Origin of the sequence: Vreelandella hamiltonii, assembly GCF_014651795.1 — a bacterium.
Taxonomy (GTDB): domain Bacteria; phylum Pseudomonadota; class Gammaproteobacteria; order Pseudomonadales; family Halomonadaceae; genus Vreelandella; species Vreelandella hamiltonii.
This window is the reverse complement of sequence record NZ_BMXO01000002.1, coordinates 1-21,060: the sequence shown is the minus strand read 5'-3', so window position 1 is coordinate 21,060 and position 21,060 is coordinate 1. Positions and strand designations below refer to the sequence as shown.

Sequence of the window (21,060 nt, the reverse complement as noted above, 5' to 3'; positions counted from 1 at the left end):
CCATGGATATCGTCCGCGACTTTCCCTACCCCGTTCGCCACATCGAAAACGTCTTTATTCCCCTGCGCGATGGCCAGCGCTTGGCTGCCAAGCTGTGGCTGCCCGAAACGCCAGATGACACGCCGTTTCCTGCCATCATGGAGTACATCCCTTACCGCAAGCGCGACGTGACCCGCGGGCGGGATGCCGGCAATCACCCGTACATGGCGGGCCATGGTTATGCCTGTATTCGCATCGACATGCGGGGTAGCGGTGACTCGGATGGCGTGCTCACCGATGAGTACACCCAGCAGGAGCAGCAGGACGCCGTGGAGGCGATTGCCTGGCTGGCCGAGCAGCCCTGGTGCAGCGGCCAGGTCGGCATGATGGGCATTTCGTGGGGCGGCTTCAACAGCCTGCAAGTGGCGGCCCGCCAGCCACCGGCCTTGAAAGCCGTCATCAGCCTCTGCTCCAGCGATGATTTGTACGCCGATAACATGCACTACATGGGCGGCTGCCTGCTGGGCGACAACCTGTCGGAAGCCACCGTCATGCTGGCCTTCAACGCCCTGCCGCCCGACCCGGAGATCGTCGGTGAGCGCTGGCGGGAAATGTGGTTCGAGCGCATGGAGCACAGCGGCCTCTGGATCGACCAGTGGCTGCGCCACCAGCGCCGCGACGACTACTGGACGGCAAGCTCGGTGGGAGAACGCTACGATGCCATACGCTGCCCGGTCTACGCGGTAGGCGGATGGGCCGACGGCTTTACCAATACCGTGCTTCGCCTCATGGAGCACCTCGACGTACCGCGCAAGGGCCTGATAGGGCCCTGGGGCCACAAGTACCCTCATCAGGGCATCCCCGGCCCGGCCATTGGCTTTCTGCAGGAAGCCTTGCGCTGGTGGGATTACTGGCTGAAGGACAAGCAGAACGGCATCATGGACGACCCCATGCTGCAGGTGTGGCAGCAGGACAGCGTGCCCCCCGACAACCGTTATTGCCATCGCCCAGGGCGCTGGGTAAGCGAACCGCAATGGCCCTCTCCGCGCATTCAACCTACGCGCTACTACCTGCAGCCCTATCGCTTGACCACGGTGCCTCCTGCCGAGGAGGCCTCGCCGCCACGCCAGGGCTTGCAGTCGCCCATCAGCGTGGGCATGGCAGCAGGCAAGTGGTGCTCCTACGCCGCCACGCCCGACCTGCCCGGCGACCAGCGTGAAGAAGATGGCGGGTCGCTGATTTTCAGCAGCGGCCCGCTCTCCGAGCCGCTAGACATCGTCGGCATCCCCAGCGTGACCCTCACGGTGACCAGCGACCAGCCCCAGGCCATGCTGGCCGTTCGCCTTTCCGACGTGGCCCCGGACGGCAAGGCCACCCGCGTTACCTACGGGCTATTGAACCTGACCCACCGCGACAGCGATGCTCATCCCAGCCTGTTGACCCCAGGCGAAGCTTACCGGGTGAGCATTCCCATGAACGGCATTGCCCAGCGCTTCCCTGCTGGCCATCAGTTGAGGGTCTCGCTCTCTACCTCTTACTGGCCGCTGGCATGGCTCTCTCCTCGGCCTGCTCAGGTGGATATCATTTACGACCAGTGCGCGCTGCACCTGCCGGTACGGCACGCCCCCGACCACGAGCCCGCGCAGCCCTTTGGCCCACCCGAGCAAGCGCCCCCATTGGCCACGACGCCGCTGGCCCCCAGCCAGCACAATTGGCTGCTGCACCGTGACCTGGCCACCAAGCGCTCGACCCTGGAAGTCATCAACGATCAGGGGCGCTTTTGCATCGACGACACGGGCACCGAGGTACACCGCTGTGCGCGGGAGTACTACAGCACGGTGACGGATGATTTCACCTCGGCTCGGGGAGAAACCCTCACCGAAAGCCACTTCAAACGGGGCGATTGGGATACCGAGGTGTATACCCGCACGGTGCTGAGCTGCACCGACACGCACTTTATCGTCCACGCCCAGCTGGATGCCTACGAGCAGTCGTATCGCGTGTTTTCCAAGAATTGGTCGTCGAGGATTCCTCGGGACCATCTGTAATCTTCGGTACTGACTGTAATCTTCTGACGCTCGGCCCGCTTTTCTGGCGGGCCAACCACAAAAAAACCCCGGCCAAAGGCCGGGGAAGCGGGCATAGCAGGGCTGGGCTAGGCCGCGCTATCTCTTCGCTTTCAGGTCATCATTTTCAGCCCGAGCCAAAAAGGCCTGGGTGGTGTCATCAAGATGCTGGCTCAACCAGTCGGCCATGGCCTGCTCTTCCTGCAGGATTTCCTGGCAGACTTGTACCACTTGAGGCTGATTGGCCTTTTCGGCGGCCGCTATCAGCGCGCGATAGCTGGCAATTTCAAAGCACTCGAAGGCGTAGCTGGCAATGCCGCCTTTCACGACTTCGTCACCTGCCATCATGCCACCCAGCGCCTGGCCAAAGGCAGAGAGCTTGCCGCCCAGGTCTTTCATGGCCGAGGTGTCGATGCCCAGGTCGTGCATGACCCGTTCCAGCTTCTCGGCCTGATGCTCGGTTTCATGCAGGTGCTGGTCGATTCTGGCGCGCAGCTCAGGGTAATGTTCCAGACGTTTCGCCTGTGACTTCAACATATCCTCAGCCTGCTTTTCCATGGCGTGGGCATCGCGCAGCCAGTTTTCCAGATAGTGAGCTTCCATGGTGTCCTCTCCTTGTGTCACAAGCCTACTTGTTCGGGTCGATTTGCTCTTTCTGGGCGCCAGACTTCTCTTTGGCCCCGCCCAGGCTCGGCTCCTGCCCTTCCGGTGATGGCTGGTTGCGCACGCTGAATTCACTGCGGCCATCCAGCGAAGGACCTTCTGCCCAGCGGCCCTGGGGCGCTTCCTTGTCCAGCAGGGTATTGAGGTAGTAGTAGGAGTGCTGCATGGCCTCATGGTCCTGAGGCGTCGCGTTGGGGATCGGCAACTGCTTCTCTAAGCCGCCCAGCTCTTCGATGACCGCCAGCCACTGCTGCTGGTGGTAGGTATCCCGGGCAATCAGGAACGACAGAAAATCCTTCATGCCGTGGTCGTCGGTCCAGTTGTATAGCCGCGAGGCCAGCACGCGGCCACCCGCTTCGGCGGTGGCATTGGCCAGCATGTCGGCGGCAATATTGCCGGTGGCGTATACATGGCTCATGTCGAAAGGCACGCCGTTGGCGTTCACCGGCATGGCCGACAGCCCCGACGAAAGCAGGTGGCGGGGGTTGGCGCCCCCCAGAATGGCGTTCATCACCGGGTCCTGAGCCGTGGCTTCCTGGTAGGCCACGGGCGCGCCCTCCAGGTTCAAGGCGACGGCATGCCCCAGCATCTCGATATGCGACAGCTCTTCCGTCGCTGTAGACATCAGCATGTCTCGAATTCGATCATCGCCCCGCGCGCCCATTGCCTGAAAAAAATACTGCATGGCCACGCGAATTTCCCCTTCGATGCCGCCAATGGCCTGTTGCAGCAGCATGGCGAACTCGGGGTTGGGCTTATCCACTTTCACGGGATACTGAAGCTTGCTGGAATGGTGGAACATAGCGCGATCTCCTCCTTGATAGCCGAGGTGATGGCCAGGGGGTACTCCCCTGGCCAGTCACTCAAAGCTTCTGTTTCAGTTGCTTCCGTGCCTGCTCGGCAATGTCCTCATAGCTCTTGGCCACTCGGTCGAAAAACTGCTGCGCTTCGTCGTCCGAGTGCTGTTTGGCATCTTCCGAGAACTGCGAACACAGCTGAACACCTTTGGACGCATGATAAAGCGTGCTCACCATGTCGAAGTTCTTGTCATTCACGGGACTATTCATCCATCTCTCCTTGAGTCGTGAGTGCATACCGGTATCCGTGGCTTCGAACCCGTTCAACCAACGGGATCAAAGAGAGCGCCAACGGCACATTGGCGCTCCTGGACGGGCATCAACGCCACGCCTGGCGTGGCCGAGCCCGATGCGGTCAGCGCTGGTTGCCACCACCGCCATGGCTATTTTCGCCGCCCTTCTTGCCTGCTTCCGAGGCACGCTCAGGGTCGTTGGCAAAATTGCCACCGCTGTTCTGGCCGCCTTTCTGGCCAATCTCTTCGTAAAACTCTTTACCGTGGTTGCGGGAAGTCGCCTCACCGCCTTTCTGTCCTGCCTCTTCGCGACTCATTCCGCCATCGTTGCGATTATTCGCCATGATCAATCTCCTTATTGCATGTAATCGGCAAAACTCATTGATTGAGAACGCTCGATTTATCGCTCGAGCCCTTTGAGGTTAGTGAACGCCGAGGGCATATCAAGGAAAGAGAACGACAATCATGAACGTTTAATGTTTATGATTGGGTGTTGGCATATGTATTAAAGAAAGAGAACAAACAAACATTAATCACAAGAATTAAAAAAGATACAAAGGCGGCAAACAAAAAGAGCAACACGCCAAACCGATGAATTCAGGTAGGAAGGATTACCTACAAATGTTGTGCGATGGGCGCCTATCATCATGACCCCCATCCACATGCCATCGAGATTGAAACGGCTGTGTGAGGTGGAGCCGCTAGCCGCACCAATCCGATGCATTGAGCGACGCGCCTGATCTATATCGGCCAGCCCTGCTGGAATGTGGATGAAGATGAGGTACTCTTTGGCATAGAACAGTACGAGGAAATGGCGAACATGCTGGCCAAGCTGAAAGGCAAGGCCATCATCAGCCTCAACGACCACCCAGACATCCACCGGATCTTCGCGGACTACCACATCGAAACCACCGATATACGCTACACCGTCGGCGGCGGCAAAGGCCCACACACCAAAGAGGTGCTGATCTTCAGTTGGGATGTGGATGCGGAGCCTGCGGGGTTGTTTTAACCAGAAAATCCAGAAGGATAAAGCACTATGCTATTTAAGGAATGTAAAGAGCGTGATATTGCTCAAATCAATGAGTGGTTCAAGCAGTGTGAGAAGCAGGATCAGCCTTATGTGCTCTGCCTGAACAGAACAACCTACAGCAAAGTTCAATGGGATTTCATCAACCTTTCGCATGAGAAGACAGAAAAGCTATTAACGAATGAAGAGTGGGTTCGGAAAGGCCTGATCGATATCTTCAATCGTTACGCCAATAAAAAGTCAACCTACCAATTCAGTGTGCAGGTCGGCTATATGGATACCCTTGATCAACATAATGCGGCGGCAGCGGCGGAGGAAGTTGCCAAGCTATTAAGAGAGGGGTCGGTTTGAGCTGATTTAGCAAGTGCCAAACGCATTGCAAAACAGTGCTGCTATTAATTAAAAATTGTGTGCCAAACATAGCGCCAGATCATGCCAAAGCTGGCGCGCGCTTACACAAGCTCAACCCCTTGGCAGTGTCTACAGCTGTAGACACTTTGTAGACACATACGAAAAAGCCGCCCCAAAGGGCGGCTTGATCATGTTCTCTAACGCTTTGCTTTTGAACCACTTTTAGTGGTGCCGACACCAGGAGTCGAACCCGGGACCTACTGATTACAAGTCAGTTGCTCTACCAACTGAGCTATGTCGGCGCGTCGCGTTTTCTTGAGAATTTGATTGGGTTGCCGTTAAGCTAGCCAATCAACAAGAAATCTTGTTGGCAATGGCTGGGGTACCAGGATTCGAACCTGGGAATGCCGATACCAAAAACCGGTGCCTTACCACTTGGCGATACCCCAACGTTGTGGTGGCCAGAGACGGAATCGAACCGCCGACACGGGGATTTTCAATCCCCTGCTCTACCAACTGAGCTATCTGGCCCTTGCCAACGGTGCGTATTAAACCAAAAGCTTCGGTTTTCGTCAACACCTTTGTGAAACTTTCTTTCTCGTCACATGCTTAGGGCACATTGGGCCGCGTGAGCCACGGCCACGCCTGCGCCCTTTGCGGGTAACGGCGGAGCCCCGGCGGGGGCTTATGCCTGGCTGGGGGGCACGTACCCTTCGGCCTGGTCGGTGGCTTCGTTGTTCAGGAAGCGTTCCATCTGCTCCATCAGGTAGGCGCGTGCTTCGGGGTCGAGCATGTTCAAGTGCTTTTCATTGATCAGGCGGGTTTGCAGGGCCTGCCACTCTTGCCAGGCGGGCTGTGACACCGTGGCCTGTATTTCCTGGCCCTGCTTGCCGGGCAGCGGCGGGAAAGGTAGCGCGGGCAGCTCTTTTTGGTACTTGCGGCAAAAAACGGTGTTGCTCATGGAATAGCTCCTGGGCGGATGCCTAATGAAAATCGTGCCAGTCGTCAGCGCGCTGGCCCCGGTGCCGGGTCGAGGTCAAACGGCGCCAGCTGGCTCAGCAGCGATTTGACGGGTGCCGCCAAGCCTAACGCAGGTGGCTGGTGAACGTCATACCATAGGCCATTTTCGCGCACTCCGGTGAGCCGTTCACAGCTCACTGGCTGCGGGGTGATCAAAAGCTTGAAGTGGCTGAAGGTATGCGTAAAGGCGGGCAGCGGCGCCAGGCGCCGGGCGGCGACGACATTATCCTCCAGCCAGTGGTTCAGCTCGCCGTGGCGCTCGAACTGCGGCAGGCTCCAGAGCCCGCCCCACAGGCCGCTGGGCGGGCGTTGTTCCAGCCACACGCGCCCCTGGGGGTCCTGCAGCATCAGCATGAGGGTTTCACGGGTGGGGGTAACTTTTTTGGGCTTCGATTCCGGGAAGCGCTGCGGTTCGCCCTGGGCGTAGGCGCGGCATATGTCATTGAACGGGCAGATGGGGCAATCAGGCTTGCTGCGTTTGCACAGCGTGGCGCCAAAATCCATCACCGCCTGGGTGTAGTCGGCCAACCGCGTGGTAGGGGTGAAGTACTCGGCCAGCGCCCACAGGGAGCGCTCTACCGCAGGCTGGCCGGGCCAGCCCGCCACGGCGTGCAGCCGTGTCAGCGAACGCTTGACGTTGCCATCCAGAATGGCGGCCTGCTGGCCGGTGCTTTGGGCAATGATCGCCCCGGCAGTGGAACGGCCGATGCCGGGCAGCGTCATCAGCATATCGACGCTCTGGGTGGGCAGCTCGCCGCCATGCTCGGCCATCGCCAGCTGGGCCGCCTTGTGCAGGTTGCGAGCGCGGGCGTAGTAGCCCAGCCCTGTCCAGAGGTGCAGCACTTCATCCTGAGGGGCGCAGGCCAGGGCCTCCAGCGTGGGGAAGCGCTCCATGAAACGTTCGAAGTAGGGAATTACCGTGGCCACCTGGGTTTGCTGCAGCATGATTTCCGACACCCAGACGCGGTAGGCGCTGCGGGGTGACTGCCAGGGCAGGTCGTGGCGGCCATACTGGTCGAACCAGCGCAGTAGACGGTGTTGAAACTCATCGGCCGCCAGGCACGGCGTAGGCATCTCGGCCATGGTCACTCCTGAAGTGCTTGCCATGAAAAAAGCGCCGGCGGTAAGGCCGGCGCATGCAGGGGGTGGTGCCTCCTTCTCTATAAGAAGGCAGGCGTATCAATTGAACAGGCGGCGAATACCTTCGCGCAGCTCCTGGCCCGCGCCCTCGCCCAGGCGCTCGTCGATGCGCTCGATGGTGGTGCCCAGGCGCTCTTCGAGCTCTTCTTCCAGACGGCCGCCCGCTTCAGTGCGCAGCAAATCTACCACGCTGGCCTGGAACGCGGTGCGGTCGAAGCGGCACCATTCGGCTTTATCATCCCCCAGGTGGCCTTCACAGCGGATGGGCAGCGGCAGCTGCTCCAGACGCGGGTTCACCTGGCAGGCGGCGTCGGCGGTATCGACAAGGCGTGCATTGGCCAGCGTCATGAAGTCCTGAGAGGTCAGGTTGAGCTCGCCCTCGCCTTGCACTTCGATACCCGGCAGAGTGATCGACAAGTCATCGCTGTGCACGACGCCGTTGCGTACCTGGAACGTGGCGTCGAAGCGCTCGAAGCGCGTATCGGGATGCCACTCACGGGTGGTGCCCTGGCCTTCCAGCAGCGCCGCCAGCTCGCACATCTCACGGGAGATATTGGTACGCAGGATAGCGCCTTCGTTCAGCCGGGCATCCAGCTCGCCGTTGAGGTTGCTGAGCAGCACCTGACGGCTGTTGCCCTGGGTCGTCAAGCTGCCTTCCAGATTGAAGCGGCCGCGCAGCGGGGCCTCTTCGTCACTGAAGGTTTCGATCAACGGGGCCACTTGCACATTGCTGATGCGCGGCGCGAATTGCCAGGTCATCACGCTGTCGGTGGCGTCCAGCGCGCCGGTGGCGTTGAGCTCGCCGCCATAGAAACGCGATTCGAAGCCGGTCAGGCGATGGTTGCCCTCGTCACCGCGCAGCGCCAGCTGGGTGTCGTTGAAGGTCATGCCCGCCAGCTGCAGCTCGCCGACGCTGAGGTCACCCTGCAGCGTCAGGCCGCTGAGCCACTCCTGGGGCAGCAGGGCTTCTTCGGCCTGGGCAAAGGCGCTGCGCAGCAGGCCTCGGCTGGCTTGCTCAGGGGCGGCAGGCCGCGGCAGGTAGTGGTCCAGGTTGAGCTGGTCACCGTCCAGATTGAAGCTCAATTGGCTGCCATCCAGAGCAGCACTCACGTCGCCGGTAAAGGTGCTGTCATCGATGACCAACGAGAGGCGTGGCAAGGCGATGCGCGAGAGATCACCTTCGACCGGGCTGGTCAGGGCCACGTCGCTCAGCGCCGCTTCGCTGGTGGTATTGAGCGTTGCGCCGGTGCGCGAGATCCAGGGCCGCAGGGTAAAGGGGGCTGCGGTGAGCTGGCCGCTGTACTGGGGCGCTTCCAGCAGCTGTTCGAGGTTGAGGTGGCCGCTGACCCGCAGGCCATCCGGCCCGGTCAGTTGCAGGTCCTTCAACTGGGCGGTCTGAGCGGCCAGATCGCCTTCCAGGCCGAATGCCAGCGAAAGGGCCAGGCTTCCCTGCCAGTTGTCGGCATGGCGCAGGCCGGCATCCAGCACGCCCTGGCGAATGCTGAGCTGCTGCTCACCCATGCGCGCCACGATTTCAGCCGCTTTCAGGCTGAGCTGCTGGGGCTCGCTGTTGGCGCCAGGGCGGGTCTGCGTGGTGAGCTGGGTATTCTCCAGAGTGATCTGCTCATCCTGCAGGCCAAGGCGCAGGCGAGTTTCCAGGTTGACCTCGCTGGTCATGTCCGGCGTGCGCTCCAGCACTTCGGCATCCAGGCGGTTGTGCCGGGAGAGCGTGAACATGGCCTTGAGCGGGAAGGAGCGCACCGGGTTGACGTTGGTACCCGAAATGTTCAGCGGCTGTACCCGCCACAGGGCCTGGCTCTGTTCGTCGCGGTAGCGAATATCCGCCCCTTTGACTTCTACGCTGGCGATGTTCAGCACCACCGAGAGGTTGCCCGCATCGGCATTGGGGCCTGCGCTTGCAGGTGCCAGCACGGTTTCGGCGGACTCGTTGCTGTGTTCGGAGAGGCGCTCCAGCAGCGGCTCCCAGTTGCCCTCGCCTTCGGCGTTTTTCACCAGGTTCAGGCGCATGCCGTCGAGCGTCAGGCCATCCACGGCGATTTCACCCCGTAGCAGCGGCGCGAAGGCCACGCTCACCTCGGCCCGGTTGATCGCCGCGAAAGCAGACTCGTCCACCGACTGTTCGGGCAGCCAGGCACGGGCCTGCTCGACGCTGACACCGATACGCGGGTAGAACGACCAGCTGATCGGGCCTTCCAGCGCCAGATTGAGCCCTGTCTGCTCTTCCACCACGGCGGTCAGCCGGGGCTTGAAGTCTTCCGGGTCCAGAAAGGTGGTGACATAGACCACGGCAGCGACGGCGGCAATGGCAAGAATGCCGATGGCCGCCAGTAAAATACGGAGTAGCTGTTTCATTAACCTTTCCCTTGGGGGTCTAGCTCTACAAAATCACTGGTGGCCGGGAGGCCCGGTTCCGTTGGCTCGGCATCGGCGATGGGCCGATAGCCCAATTTGGATAGCAGCACGCGGTCGGCCAGCGGCAGCGTGGTGGTGGCAATACGCAGTACGCGGCCCTCTTCCTTGGCCTGTTCGCCCATCAGCGCCATCAGCCGTGAGCCCACGCCACGCCGCCGCGTGGTCTTGCGCACGCACAGCTCGGATAGCCACCAGGCGCGGTCATCGCCTTCCTGCACCGCCACGGCTCCCAACAGGCGTTCGTTGAACAGGGCGCAGGCAAACACGTGCTGCCCTTGTAAATGCTGCTCTATGAAGGGCAAGACCCTGGGGGGTGGCATGCGCTCTTGCGGTGCGTCTTCATAGATACGCACGAGGTCGATACGCACTTGCTCATCGGCGTCCCATCGGGCCTGGTCGACGTATTGCAGTGTCACCGGCATGGTGAAATCCTCGTTGCCAATGCAGCCAGGCTGCTGTTTGAGCGCCGCAATGGGCGGCGACATTTCACGCATTGTAGCGGATGGGGGGGCCGATTCTCTATAATGCTTGTTTTGGCCGCAGCCGCCGCCCGCCGATTATTCCTCAGAGTGCGCCTCGGCGCAGGAGATGCAACATGTCAGCGCGTATTGCCACGGTTAGCCGTGACACCAACGAAACGCAGATCACGGTCAGCGTCAACCTTGATGGTGAAGGCCGTCTTCGCTGCCAGACGGGCGTTCCGTTTTTGGACCATATGCTTGACCAGGTGGCTCGGCACGGAATGGTCGACCTCGATATCGACGCCAAGGGCGACCTGCATATCGACGACCACCACACCGTCGAAGACCTGGGCATCACCCTGGGCCAGGCCTTTCATGAGGCGATTGGCGACAAGCGCGGCATTTACCGTTACGGCCACGCCTACGTGCCGCTGGACGAAGCGCTCTCACGGGTGGTCATCGATTTCTCCGGGCGTCCCGGCCTCTTCATGAACGTGGAATTTACCCGCGATACCATCGGCAGCATGGACACCCAGCTGTTCTGGGAGTTCTTCCAGGGCTTCGTGAACCATGCCCGGGTGACGCTGCACATCGACAACATCAAGGGCTTCAACGCCCACCACCAGGCAGAAACCATCTTCAAGGCCTTTGGCCGCGCCCTGCGCATGGCCGTGTCGGAAGACCCCCGCATGGCCGGGCAGATGCCCTCCACCAAAGGGTGCTTGTAATGCCTAACGCAGCGATCAGCCATCGCTCGATGACCTCGACAAGGAGCGCTTCATGACCATTGCCGTGATCGATTATGGAATGGGCAACCTGCACTCGGTCGCCAAGGCGCTCGAACACGTCACCCATGAGAACGTGATCATTACCCGTGACCCACGGCGCATTCTGGGCGCGACCCGCGTGGTGCTGCCTGGCCAGGGGGCCATCCGCGACTGCGTGGGCGAGCTGGAGCGTACCGAGCTGCGCGGGCTGGTGGAGGAGATTCTGACCCGCCAGGCCAAGCCGCTGCTGGGTATCTGCGTGGGTCAGCAAATGCTGATGGAGCGCAGCGAAGAGAATGGCGGCGTGGACTGCCTGGGCTTCTTCCAGGGCAGCGTCGACCGCTTCCCGGCGGACATGCGCGATGCCCAGGATCAGCGTTTGAAAGTGCCGCACATGGGCTGGAACCTGGTCGCCCAGCATCATGACCATCCGCTGTGGGCCGGCATCGATGACCGCGAGCACTTCTATTTCGTGCACAGCTACTACGTGAATGCCGCCGACGATGCCCAGGTATTCGGCACGACGGACTACGGTCGCGTCAGCGCCCACGTGGCGATTGGCCGCGATGCCACCTTCGCGGTGCAGTTTCACCCGGAAAAAAGCTCCCGCGCAGGCCTTCGCCTGCTGGAAAATTTTGTCACCTGGACGCCCTGAGAGGTTTCACTATGTTGGTAATTCCCGCGATTGATCTCAAAGACGGCCAGTGTGTGCGCTTGAAGCAGGGCCGTATGGACGAAGCCACTTCCTACGGCGACGACCCGGTGGCCATGGCCGCGCGCTGGGTAGAAGCCGGTGCGCGTCGCTTGCATCTGGTGGACCTGAACGGCGCTTTCGAAGGCAAGCCGGTCAATGGCGACGCGGTGACGGCCATTGCCCGCGCCTACCCGAACCTGCCCATTCAGATCGGCGGCGGCATCCGCTCGGCGGACACCATCGAGCACTACCTGAACGCCGGGGTCTCTTACGTGATCATCGGTACCAAGGCAGTCAAGGAGCCGGAATTCGTCGGTGAAATGTGCCGCGCCTTCCCGGGCCACATCATCGTGGGCCTGGATGCCAAGGATGGCTTCGTGGCCACCGACGGCTGGGCCGAGGTGTCCACCGTGAAGGCCACCGAGCTTGCCAAGCGCTTCGCCAACGATGGCGTCTCCAGCATCGTCTACACCGACATCGCCCGCGACGGCATGATGCAGGGCGTGAACGTGGAAGCCACCGCGGCGTTGGCCCGCGAAGGCGGCCTGCCGGTGATCGCCTCGGGCGGCGTCACCAACCTGGATGACATTCGCGCGCTATGCGACGTGGCCGACAGCGGCATTCTGGGGGCGATTACCGGACGCGCCATCTACGAAGGCAGCCTGGATGTCGCCGAAGCCCAGCGCCTGAGCGACGAGCTGAGCGGAGGCCGAGCATGAGCCTGGCCAAGCGCATTATTCCCTGCCTGGATGTCGATGCCGGGCGCGTGGTGAAGGGCGTGAACTTCGTCGGTATCCGCGATGCCGGTGACCCAGTAGAGATCGCCCAGCGCTACAACCAGCAAGGCGCCGACGAAATCACCTTCCTCGACATCACCGCCAGCCACGAAGACCGCGCCACCACCGTGGACATGGTCGAGCGGATTGCTGGCGAGGTGTTCATCCCGTTGACCGTGGGGGGCGGTATTCGCACCTGCGACGATATTCGCACCATGCTCAACGCGGGCGCCGACAAGGTGTCGATCAACACCGCCGCCGTGACCAACCCGGAGTTCGTGCGGGAAGCCGCCGACCGATTTGGCAGCCAGTGCATCGTGGTGGCCATCGACGCCAAGAAGGTTTCTCAGGAGGGCGAACCCGACCGCTGGGAAATCTTCACCCACGGTGGGCGCCGCCCGACGGGCCTGGATGCTGTCGAGTGGGCCAGGAAAATGGTCGAGTTCGGCGCAGGCGAGCTACTGCTGACCAGCATGGACCGCGACGGCACCAAAATCGGGTTCGATCTGGGCGTGACCCACGCCATTTCCGAGGCCGTCAGCGTGCCGGTGATTGCCTCGGGCGGCGTCGGCAACCTGGACCATCTGGTGGACGGCGTATTGAAAGGCGGTGCGGATGCGGTATTGGCCGCCAGCATTTTCCATTTCGGCGAGCACACGATTCCCGAGGCCAAGCGTTACATGGCCGAACGTGGCATCGAGATGCGCCTTTAGGAGAGTGACATGCCGCGTGCCTGCACCTGGTTAGGTGGCCTGGCAATGATTTGGCTGAGCGCATCTGCCTCGGCCTTTTCTATGCCTGACTGGCCACCGGCCTTCGAGCTGGACCACACGCTGGTGCAAACCAGCCTGTTGACCCGGCACTTCAGCCCCGACCCGGAGCACACCAACCAGCAGGATCTGGTGAGTGTAGAGCTGCACAACCCTGACCGCTGGCTGGCGGGTGCCGCCTGGTTCAAGAACTCCTTCGACCAGCCCACCTGGTACTTCTACGCTGGGCGGGAGTTTCCGCTAGGGCAGTTGGGCGACAACATCAACGTGCGCGCCAAGCTCACCGGCGGGCTGCTGCGGGGCTACAAGGATGAGTTCCGCGACAAGATCCCCTTCAACCGCTACGAAATCGCCCCCGCCCTGCTGCCCAGCGTGGGCATTCAGTGGGGGCGCGTCGAGTCGGACCTGATCGTGTTCGGCACGGCGGGCATGATGATCACGGCGGGCGTCCGTTTTTAAGGCCGTTCGTTCGCAAGACCCAAGGGCGGCTACTCGTCGCCCTCTTCCAGCGAAAGCCCCAGGTTGCTGATGCCGTTGTTGCGCCCCAGCAGGCGAATCTCTTTTAGCGCCGCTTTGGTGAGCGGCTCGCTGACGGCTTCCAGCACCGCATCCTGAAAGTCGTTTTCATCGGCCATCAGCGGGTGGTCGCGGATGATCAGCGCCAGCGCCTGTGCATCCACCTCTCCCTCGGTCAGCTCGATGAATGCCCGCACTCCTGCCCGGGAAGTGCGGCTCACGTCCAGCACCGCTTCCGGCGACTCACCCTGCAAGGTATCCAGCAGCGCCGAGATCGAGACCACGGCGTCCAGCGCGCGGCGCGCCCCGAAACTGTCATCGTTGGCCGGTGGCTCGCACTCCGCCAGCTTTTCCGCCTGACGGGCAAAGTCGATACTGGCATTGGGCACGCTCAAGCGCTCCCACACCAGGCTCAGCACGGTACGCAGGGTATGCCCATCACCGTGGCCCGTGGTTTGCTCGTAGAGGGCGTAGTTGGGTAGCAGCCGCTCGCACAAGGCCGCCATGAAGGCTTGCTGGGCGGGCAGCGGCAGCAGTTGCAGACGCTGATAGAATCCTGTGGGTTTTGCCACCATGCTGATGTCCTGGGTCACTGTGTTGATGAAGAGGGTATTGATGAAACGGTATTGATAAACGGTATTGGTGAAGTGGACGCGATACGTTATCGTCCCACACTCGCGGCGGGCAAGCTCCGCCGCGCTTGATGTGTGCGGCCGGCGAGGAGATTACCATGCATATTCATCTGCTACAGCACGGCCCTGACCATGGACCCGCTCGCCTGCAAGACTGGCTGGAGAGCATGGGCCATAGTTACACCGTTTTTCATCTATACGCAGGGGAGCTGACCCCGCGCCCTGGCGAGTGCGACGCGCTCATCGTGCTAAGCGGCCCTGACGCGCTGTTCAGCGCCCCGCCTGCCTGGCAAAAGGCAGAGCGCAAGCTCATCCACCGCTACCTCGATGGCCAAAAACCCGTCATGGGCATTGGCCTGGGGGCGCTATGGATCGCCGAAGCCCTGGGCGCCGTCATCGCCCCCGGCACCTACCCCGAAACGGGCTGGCACCCTGTCACCCTGGCGCCAGAGAGCACCTTTGACCTGCCCGAGCAGTTCGATGCCTTCATGTGGCACCGCCTGGTATTTAGCCTGCCTGACGACGCGCTGCCCCTGGGCGGCAGTGCGGCGGCGCCGCTCCAGGGGTTCAGTTGGGATGCTGGTCGCGTGGTGGCGCTGCTATGCCATCTCGAAATGACCCAGGCCAGCGCGGCTTCCTTGCTGAATGCCGAGGCGCTCCCCACGGCCAAGAGCCCTTCCGCCGGGCGCTTCCTGCAAACCGGCGAGCAGATACAGGCAGACCCCAAGCGCTTTCAGCGTCTGGCGCCGCTGCTGGACCGGGTCATGACCCAGTGGCTCAAAAGCCTCTGATGCGTATCGGCCGCCGCTAGGCACTCCACTGCCGAGCGGCGGCCAGGCAGCTTTCCCAGTCCCCCACGTGCAGCTCGGGCGGCCGGTGGCTCTGCTGTTTCTCCAGGTGGTAACGATAGAGCGGGTCGTAATACTCGGTGAGCAGCGGGGCCAGCCACGCCTCGTGAGCCTGGACGTCGCCCGCCTCGTGGGCACGAAACGCCATGGCCTGCAGCCGCTGCAAGCGCTGTAGCCGTGCATGCCCCAGCCGCTTGGCCAGCCGTTCCAGGGCGCTTGCGAGCTGTCGCTGCATGCGTTGCCGCCCCTCATCGGGGCCAAAGCGAGCCGTATAGCCTCTCTCCAGCGCTTCGATATAGTCCCGGCGCAGCTGGTCCAACCGCCAGTCCAGCGGCATTTCAATGCGGATGCGCGGCGATTGTTGCAGTGCCTGCCATAGCGGCAGCGGGATATTGGCATTGCCGATCTGCCGCGACTCGTCCTCCATCACCAGCTTGCCCGGCTGGCCAATCAGCCGCTGAGCCAGCGCATGCTCAAAATCGATCTGCGTGGCGGGCTCCTCCGGCTGACGCCCAAACGCGGAACCCTTGTGTTGGGCGCACGCCTCCAGGTCGATGCCATTGGGCAACTGGTTGATCAACGGCGTCTTGGCGCAGCCCGTCAGGCCAGACACCACCAGCAGCGGCTGGTGGGCGGCCTCGTCGATGCGCTGGCAGAGCTTTTGCCGCAGGGCTTTCCAGCCACCTTCGATGCGGGGCCGCAGCAGGCCCGCCTCGGCCAGCCACTGCTGGCTGATTTGGGAGCGCAATCCGCCACGGTAGCAGTAGATCAGTGCATCCGGATAACGCGCCAGGTGAGCCTGCCAGGCCAGCACTCGGGACTGCTTCACCGCACCGCTGACCAGCCGTTCACCCAGCGCAATCGCCGCCTGCTGGCCCTGCTGTTTATAGGCAATGCCAACCTGGCGGCGCTCTTCATCGTCCATCAGCGGCAGGTTCACCGCTCCCGGCAGGCTGCCCTGGGCGAACTCCACCGGCGCACGCACATCGATCAAGGGCGTATTACGCGCCACCAGCTCCAAAGAAGCAGGCAGCGTGGGCAGCGTCATCCGACCACCTGGATCACGGCGTTGCCCTTGGCAGGCTGCATCTCGCCAAACGGTTCCAGCGTGACGCCGTGCTCGCGACCAATGCGCTCCACGTCGTCCTGCCAGGCGGGATCGACACTCAGCAGCAGCCCTCCCGAGGTTTGCGGGTCGCATAGCCACTGCCAGTGGGCTTCGTCCATGGCGGGCAGGGCGCTGCCCAGCGCCTGCTGATTGCGCTGGGTGCCACCGGGAACGGCTCCCTGGCGGCGGTAGCCTTCGGCCTCGGCCAGGCGCGGCAAGCGGCGAAAGTCCACGTGGGCCTTCACGCCACTGGCGCTGCACATTTCCGCCAGATGGCCTGCCAACCCGAAGCCGGTCACGTCGGTCATGGCGTTCACTCCTTTGACACCGGCCAGCGCAACGCCAATGGTGTTGGGCTTGAGCATGGTTTCACGGGCAAGCCCCTGGTGCCCTGCTTCCAGCAGGCCGCGCTTTTCAGCGGTGGTCAACAGCCCCACGCCCAACGGCTTGGTGAGATACAGCAGGTCACCGGGCTTGGCCTGGCTATTGAGCTTTAGCTGGTCAAGCGACACCAGGCCATTGACGGCCAGGCCAAAGATCGGCTCTGGAGCATCGATGGAGTGCCCGCCCGCCAGCGCAATGCCCAGCTCGCGGCATACCGCCTGTGCTCCGGCCACGACGTCTCCGGCTATTTCGGGCGCGAGTTTGTCGAGTGGCCAGCCCAGAATGCCCAGCGCCATCACCGGCGTGCCGCCCATGGCGTAGACATCACTGATGGCGTTGGTGGCCGCAATGCGTCCAAAATCGAAGGGGTCATCGACGATGGGCATGAAGAAATCGGTGGTAGCAATCATGCCCCGCCCATCGCCCAGATCGTACACCGCGGCGTCTTCTCGCCCCTGGTTGCCCACGATCAGGCGCTGATGCCCCGCGGCGGGGCCCGCCTTGGCCAGAATGCCGTCCAGCACGTCTGGGGCAATCTTGCAGCCGCAGCCTGCTCCATGGCTGTACTGGGTCAATCGAATCGAACTCATGGTGACTCTCCTTTGCTGTGCTCGGGGCTGGCGTTTCTGCTATCCAGCATAGTCCATGTCACAACGCCTCAAGGGCATCGCTAAGCTTGTCGACCGGGATGACCTCCATGCCCTTGGGCGACTGCTTTGGCGCATTGGCGCGCGGCACGATGGCGCGCAAGAAGCCATGCTTGGCCGCCTCGGTAATACGCTCCTGCCCGCTGGGCACGGGGCGAATCTCGCCGGAAAGCCCCACTTCGCCAAACACGACCAGCTCCTTGGGCAGCGCACGGTTTTGCAGGCTCGACACTACCGCCAGCAGCACCGCCAGGTCGGCACTGGTTTCCAGCACCTTGACCCCGCCCACCACGTTCAAGAACACGTCCTGATCACCGGTGAATAGCCCACCATGCCGGTTCAATACCGCCAGCAGCATCGCCAGGCGATTCTGATCGACCCCGACGGCGACCCGGCGCGGGTTCCCCAGGGCTGACTCATCGACCAGCGCCTGCACTTCCACCAGTATCGGCCGCGTGCCTTCCCATACCACCATCACCAGGCTGCCGGGAGCCTGCTCTTCCTGGCGCGACAGGAAGATGGCACTGGGGTTTTTTACTTCCTTCAAGCCCTGCTCCAGCATGGCGAACACACCCAGCTCGTTCACCGCGCCGAAGCGGTTCTTCTGGCCACGCAGGGTGCGAAACCGCGAGTCCGCCCCGCCCTCCAGCAGCAGCGAGGCATCGATCATGTGCTCTAGCACCTTGGGGCCTGCCAGGGTGCCATCCTTGGTGACATGCCCCACCAGCAGCAGCACGGTGTTCGTCTGCTTGGCAAAACGGGTCAGCGCTGCGGCAGACTCGCGCACCTGCGCCACGCCGCCGGGCGCCGAGCTGATATCCTCCAGGTGCATGGTCTGAATGGAGTCGATGACCAGAATCTCGGGCTTTTCACGCTCGGCAACGGCCAGAATGGTCTCGACGCTGGTTTCCGCCAACATTTTCAAGCCGTTGGTGGGAAGCTGCAGGCGATGCGCTCGCATGGCGACCTGGGAAAGCGACTCCTCGCCGGTCACATAGAGGATGCGGCGTTGCTGAGCCAGCTTGCAGGCCGTTTGCAGCAGCAGCGTCGACTTGCCTGCCCCAGGGTTCCCCCCCAGCAGCACGGCCGAGCCCGGTACCAGGCCGCCTCCCAATACACGGTCGAACTCGGCAAAGGTGGAGGTCAACCGTGGCACTTCGCTGAGGTCGACGTTACTGAGATCCACGACTTCCTTCGAGAGGTTGCCCGCATAGCCAGCGCGCCCGGTCGCCGTCGTTCCGCTGCCAGGCCGCGCACTGGTCAACCGGATCTCACTGAGCGTATTCCACTCCTGACAGCTGGTGCACTGCCCCTGCCACTTGCGATACTCGGCACCACACTCGGTACACACAAAGGCGCTCTTTGCTTTTGCCACCGCTAGCCGCTCCTGTCTCGCATGACTGTACTTGCCACTGTTGTTGCAACAGTTGTTACAACAGTTGTTACAACGGTTGTTGCGACGGTCGTTAAGACGGTTGTAACGACCGTCATTGCTACTGTTTCACCACCGCCAGACATACAAAAGGCGGCCAATGGCCGCCTTGATGCGATGCGCTCAGCGATTACTGGCGACGCAGTTGCAGCATCTCGCCGTTTTCAAAGCGACGACGCTCCGGGTCGATCAGCTCGAGCGTACGCTCGTCGATCCGCTGGAAGTAGTAGATCTGGCCGTCACCGTCCGGTGTCAGTTCGTAGACCGTCGCGTCGGGGTCGGCAGGCGTACCCGTCAGCACTTCCCAGTTACCGGCGTAGTTTTCATCGGGCGGTGTCTGGGGGTGATTGCGGTAAGTCGCATTCAAGGTAAAGGTACGCTCTTCCGGAGCGGCCATTTCTTCACCCTGCATGGTCACATCCAGGTCAATGCCGTCACAGTTACGGCAGGGCAGAGTACCCTGATAGTTAGCCTGTGAGGCGCTCATGCCTGCGTCGTCGCGCTGATCCGTCGGGCCAGCTGCGCAGCCCGCCAGCAGTGCCAACATAGCCGAACCGGCTAGCAAACTCCTGAATTGCATTGCGTGTCTCCTTATGGTGTTGGACATACATTTCTTTCGCGCGCTTATGACAGCATAACCGCTACAAGGTGCGACGCCCACCCCTTCACAGGAGAAGTATGGGCCGAATCGCGGCCAATGGGAATGCTTGCGCTCTTGCGGCCATCAGGCGACCATGGGGATATTCACATCCGCACAATCAGGTTACCCCCATGAGCCAGTACTGGAGCCCTGCCGTCAGGGATCTTACCCCGTATATTCCCGGCGAACAGCCCCGCGAGCGCGTGATCAAGCTCAACACCAACGAGAACCCCTACCCCCCGGCTCCTGGTGTCAGCCAGGCGCTGGCCCAATACCCTACCGATCATTTACGACTCTACCCCGACCCTACCTCTCTGGCGCTGCGTGAAACCCTGGCCAGCCGCTACGGCGTCAGCGTCGCGGAAACCTTCGTGGGCAACGGCTCCGATGAAGTCCTGGCCTTCGCATTTCAGGCGTTTTTTTGCCAAGGGGCACCTCTCGATGTACCCAGCATCACCTACAGCTTCTATCCGGTATATGCCAACCTTTACGGCGTAGAGCTGCGCAAGCATCCCTTGAATGCCCAGTGGGAAGTGGATATGGATGCGTTGGCCAGCGCGAGTGAGCGAAGTGGCGTCATTTTTGCCAACCCCAACGCCCCCACGGGCCATGCTCACCCGCTGGAAGCTATCGAGGCGCTTCTTCAGAAAGTCACCGACCGAGTGGTGCTGGTGGATGAGGCGTACGTGGATTTCGGCGCTGACAGCGCCGTGTCGCTGATTAGCCGCTACCCGAACCTGCTGGTCACGGGCACGTTCTCCAAGTCACGTAGCCTGGCAGGATTGAGGCTGGGCTATGCGATTGGCTCCAGCGAGCTGATCGAAGGCCTGCAGCGAGTCAAGGACTCCTTCAACTCTTACCCCGTAGATAGCCTGGCCAGCCTGGTGGGCATCGAAGCCCTGAAGGATACCGAACACTTCGACGCATGCCGCAATAACGTGATCGCCACCCGGGAGCGCACCCGCCAGCGCCTGGAGCGGCTTGGATTCGAGGTATTGCCTTCCAAGGCCAACTTCCTGTTCGCCCAGCACCCTCACCATGAAGGCGCCCAGCTCTTCGCTGGCCTGCGTGAGCGCGGCATTCTGGTCAGGCACTTCAACACCGAGGCGCTGAACAACTTTCTACGCATTACCATCGGCACGGACGACGAAATGGACAGCTTTATCGAAGCCATGGAAACGCTCTGCGCCTGACGATGCTCACACCCAGCCTTTAGCTGGGTGTTTCGACGTATGCAACGCACAGCAAAAAGCCCCGAACACAATGTGCTCGGGGCTTTCTACGATATAAGTGCCTGACGATGACCTACTCTCACATGGGGAGACCCCACACTACCATCGGCGCTAAGCGGTTTCACTTCTGAGTTCGGCATGGGATCAGGTGGTTCACGCGTGCTATGGTCGTCAGGCGTAACAGGTAATGCATATCATGCTGAGTATTCGTTGACGTGTATTGTGTGCGTCTCTTGTCAGCAAGCGCTCTGGCTCACTGCGGCGTATCCGGTGTGTCGAGTGCGTTCACACTCCTCGTTATCATCACGACCAGACCCCTTGGGTGTTATAGGGTCAAGCCTCACGGGCCATTAGTACACGTTAGCTCAACGCCTTGCAGCG

At 61.7% G+C, this 21,060-nt stretch carries 23 protein-coding genes, 3 tRNA genes and 1 rRNA gene; 10 read left to right on the top strand and 17 right to left on the bottom strand.

Features of this window, described 5'->3' with window-relative positions:
- Positions 1–2: 2 nt before the first annotated feature.
- Complete coding sequence (locus IE061_RS03485; RefSeq protein ID WP_096921511.1) at positions 3–2,027, top strand: CocE/NonD family hydrolase; 2,025 nt, start codon at positions 3–5, stop codon at positions 2,025–2,027.
- A gap of 117 nt (positions 2,028–2,144) precedes the next feature.
- Here IE061_RS03485 and IE061_RS03480 read toward each other — a convergent pair whose 3' ends face one another.
- The 4 genes from IE061_RS03480 to IE061_RS03465 form a co-directional block, all read right to left on the bottom strand.
- Positions 2,145–2,648 carry a ferritin-like domain-containing protein gene (locus tag IE061_RS03480; RefSeq protein ID WP_039182776.1) on the bottom strand — a complete coding sequence of 168 codons (504 nt, stop codon included), beginning with the start codon at positions 2,646–2,648 and terminating at the stop codon, positions 2,145–2,147.
- Between the two features lie 25 nt (positions 2,649–2,673).
- Positions 2,674–3,510, bottom strand: a complete 837-nt coding sequence (locus IE061_RS03475) for a manganese catalase family protein (RefSeq protein WP_096921512.1) — start codon at positions 3,508–3,510, stop codon at positions 2,674–2,676.
- Between the two features lie 61 nt (positions 3,511–3,571).
- The gene (locus IE061_RS03470) at positions 3,572–3,775 is read right to left on the bottom strand and encodes a hypothetical protein (RefSeq protein WP_039182769.1); all 204 of its coding nucleotides are present in this window, start codon (positions 3,773–3,775) and stop codon (positions 3,572–3,574) included.
- Positions 3,776–3,920: 145 nt separating this feature from the next.
- The gene (locus IE061_RS03465; protein WP_039182913.1) at positions 3,921–4,142 is read right to left on the bottom strand and encodes a con-10 family general stress protein; all 222 of its coding nucleotides are present in this window, start codon (positions 4,140–4,142) and stop codon (positions 3,921–3,923) included.
- A 476-nt stretch (positions 4,143–4,618) separates the two neighbouring features.
- On the opposite strand from IE061_RS03465, the gene IE061_RS03460 reads away from it, so the two are divergent.
- Positions 4,619–4,810: a hypothetical protein gene (locus IE061_RS03460; RefSeq protein WP_205738335.1), complete on the top strand. Its 192-nt coding sequence runs from the start codon at positions 4,619–4,621 to the stop codon at positions 4,808–4,810.
- Positions 4,811–4,837: 27 nt separating this feature from the next.
- Positions 4,838–5,179 (top strand): hypothetical protein, encoded by a 342-nt coding sequence (locus tag IE061_RS03455; protein WP_096921513.1) that lies wholly within the window; start codon positions 4,838–4,840, stop codon positions 5,177–5,179.
- A gap of 226 nt (positions 5,180–5,405) precedes the next feature.
- On the opposite strand, the gene IE061_RS03450 is transcribed toward IE061_RS03455, so the two are convergent.
- From IE061_RS03450 to IE061_RS03420, 7 genes are all read right to left on the bottom strand, one after another.
- A tRNA-Thr gene (locus tag IE061_RS03450) sits at positions 5,406–5,481 on the bottom strand.
- A 72-nt stretch (positions 5,482–5,553) separates the two neighbouring features.
- Positions 5,554–5,628: transfer RNA gene (locus tag IE061_RS03445), tRNA-Gln, on the bottom strand.
- Between the two features lie 6 nt (positions 5,629–5,634).
- Positions 5,635–5,710 (bottom strand) — tRNA-Phe (locus tag IE061_RS03440).
- A 154-nt stretch (positions 5,711–5,864) separates the two neighbouring features.
- Positions 5,865–6,140 (bottom strand): oxidative damage protection protein, encoded by a 276-nt coding sequence (locus IE061_RS03435; protein WP_039182763.1) that lies wholly within the window; start codon positions 6,138–6,140, stop codon positions 5,865–5,867.
- A 44-nt stretch (positions 6,141–6,184) separates the two neighbouring features.
- On the bottom strand, positions 6,185–7,282 hold the full coding sequence (mutY, locus tag IE061_RS03430) for an A/G-specific adenine glycosylase (protein WP_193460997.1): 1,098 nt from the start codon (positions 7,280–7,282) through the stop codon (positions 6,185–6,187).
- 96 nt (positions 7,283–7,378) lie between these two features.
- Positions 7,379–9,712 carry an AsmA family protein gene (locus tag IE061_RS03425; RefSeq protein WP_193460996.1) on the bottom strand — a complete coding sequence of 778 codons (2,334 nt, stop codon included), beginning with the start codon at positions 9,710–9,712 and terminating at the stop codon, positions 7,379–7,381.
- The gene (locus IE061_RS03420; RefSeq protein ID WP_039182907.1) at positions 9,712–10,194 is read right to left on the bottom strand and encodes an acetyl-CoA sensor PanZ family protein; all 483 of its coding nucleotides are present in this window, start codon (positions 10,192–10,194) and stop codon (positions 9,712–9,714) included. The genes IE061_RS03425 and IE061_RS03420 overlap by 1 nt, the downstream gene beginning before the upstream one ends.
- Positions 10,195–10,367: 173 nt before the next feature.
- Here IE061_RS03420 and hisB point away from each other — a divergent pair, with 173 nt between their 5' ends.
- The 5 genes from hisB to IE061_RS03395 are packed head-to-tail and all read left to right on the top strand — an operon-like array spanning position 10,368 to position 13,699.
- Positions 10,368–10,961 carry an imidazoleglycerol-phosphate dehydratase HisB gene (hisB, locus tag IE061_RS03415; RefSeq protein ID WP_039182755.1) on the top strand — a complete coding sequence of 198 codons (594 nt, stop codon included), beginning with the start codon at positions 10,368–10,370 and terminating at the stop codon, positions 10,959–10,961.
- 52 nt (positions 10,962–11,013) lie between these two features.
- A complete protein-coding gene (gene hisH / locus IE061_RS03410) occupies positions 11,014–11,655 on the top strand; it encodes an imidazole glycerol phosphate synthase subunit HisH (RefSeq protein ID WP_096921517.1) in 642 nt (213 codons plus the stop codon).
- Between the two features lie 11 nt (positions 11,656–11,666).
- Complete coding sequence (gene hisA / locus IE061_RS03405) at positions 11,667–12,413, top strand: 1-(5-phosphoribosyl)-5-[(5-phosphoribosylamino)methylideneamino]imidazole-4-carboxamide isomerase (protein WP_016916062.1); 747 nt, start codon at positions 11,667–11,669, stop codon at positions 12,411–12,413.
- Positions 12,410–13,183, top strand: coding sequence for an imidazole glycerol phosphate synthase subunit HisF (hisF, locus tag IE061_RS03400; protein ID WP_081136412.1), 774 nt, complete (start codon positions 12,410–12,412; stop codon positions 13,181–13,183). Before hisA ends, hisF begins: the two co-directional genes overlap by 4 nt.
- Before the next feature lie 9 nt (positions 13,184–13,192).
- The gene (locus IE061_RS03395) at positions 13,193–13,699 is read left to right on the top strand and encodes a hypothetical protein (protein ID WP_039182746.1); all 507 of its coding nucleotides are present in this window, start codon (positions 13,193–13,195) and stop codon (positions 13,697–13,699) included.
- A 29-nt stretch (positions 13,700–13,728) separates the two neighbouring features.
- Here IE061_RS03395 and IE061_RS03390 read toward each other — a convergent pair whose 3' ends face one another.
- A complete protein-coding gene (locus IE061_RS03390; protein WP_039182743.1) occupies positions 13,729–14,331 on the bottom strand; it encodes a YjaG family protein in 603 nt (200 codons plus the stop codon).
- Between the two features lie 155 nt (positions 14,332–14,486).
- Here IE061_RS03390 and IE061_RS03385 point away from each other — a divergent pair, with 155 nt between their 5' ends.
- Positions 14,487–15,179 (top strand): type 1 glutamine amidotransferase, encoded by a 693-nt coding sequence (locus tag IE061_RS03385; RefSeq protein ID WP_193460995.1) that lies wholly within the window; start codon positions 14,487–14,489, stop codon positions 15,177–15,179.
- Positions 15,180–15,195: 16 nt separating this feature from the next.
- Here the strand turns inward: IE061_RS03385 and mnmH are convergent, their stop codons facing one another.
- The 4 genes from mnmH to IE061_RS03365 all read right to left on the bottom strand — a co-directional run bounded on the left by mnmH (position 15,196) and on the right by IE061_RS03365 (position 19,387).
- Positions 15,196–16,284: a tRNA 2-selenouridine(34) synthase MnmH gene (gene mnmH, locus IE061_RS03380; protein WP_193460994.1), complete on the bottom strand. Its 1,089-nt coding sequence runs from the start codon at positions 16,282–16,284 to the stop codon at positions 15,196–15,198.
- Complete coding sequence (gene selD, locus IE061_RS03375; RefSeq protein ID WP_039182732.1) at positions 16,281–17,318, bottom strand: selenide, water dikinase SelD; 1,038 nt, start codon at positions 17,316–17,318, stop codon at positions 16,281–16,283. The genes mnmH and selD overlap by 4 nt, the downstream gene beginning before the upstream one ends.
- Before the next feature lie 58 nt (positions 17,319–17,376).
- On the bottom strand, positions 17,377–18,750 hold the full coding sequence (gene radA / locus IE061_RS03370; protein ID WP_026001971.1) for a DNA repair protein RadA: 1,374 nt from the start codon (positions 18,748–18,750) through the stop codon (positions 17,377–17,379).
- A gap of 187 nt (positions 18,751–18,937) precedes the next feature.
- Positions 18,938–19,387, bottom strand: coding sequence for a copper resistance protein NlpE N-terminal domain-containing protein (locus tag IE061_RS03365; RefSeq protein WP_026001970.1), 450 nt, complete (start codon positions 19,385–19,387; stop codon positions 18,938–18,940).
- Positions 19,388–19,578: 191 nt separating this feature from the next.
- On the opposite strand from IE061_RS03365, the gene hisC reads away from it, so the two are divergent.
- The gene (gene hisC, locus IE061_RS03360; protein WP_016916055.1) at positions 19,579–20,640 is read left to right on the top strand and encodes a histidinol-phosphate transaminase; all 1,062 of its coding nucleotides are present in this window, start codon (positions 19,579–19,581) and stop codon (positions 20,638–20,640) included.
- A 99-nt stretch (positions 20,641–20,739) separates the two neighbouring features.
- On the opposite strand, the gene rrf is transcribed toward hisC, so the two are convergent.
- Positions 20,740–20,855, bottom strand: a 5S ribosomal RNA gene (gene rrf, locus IE061_RS03355).
- Positions 20,856–21,060: the final 205 nt, after the last annotated feature.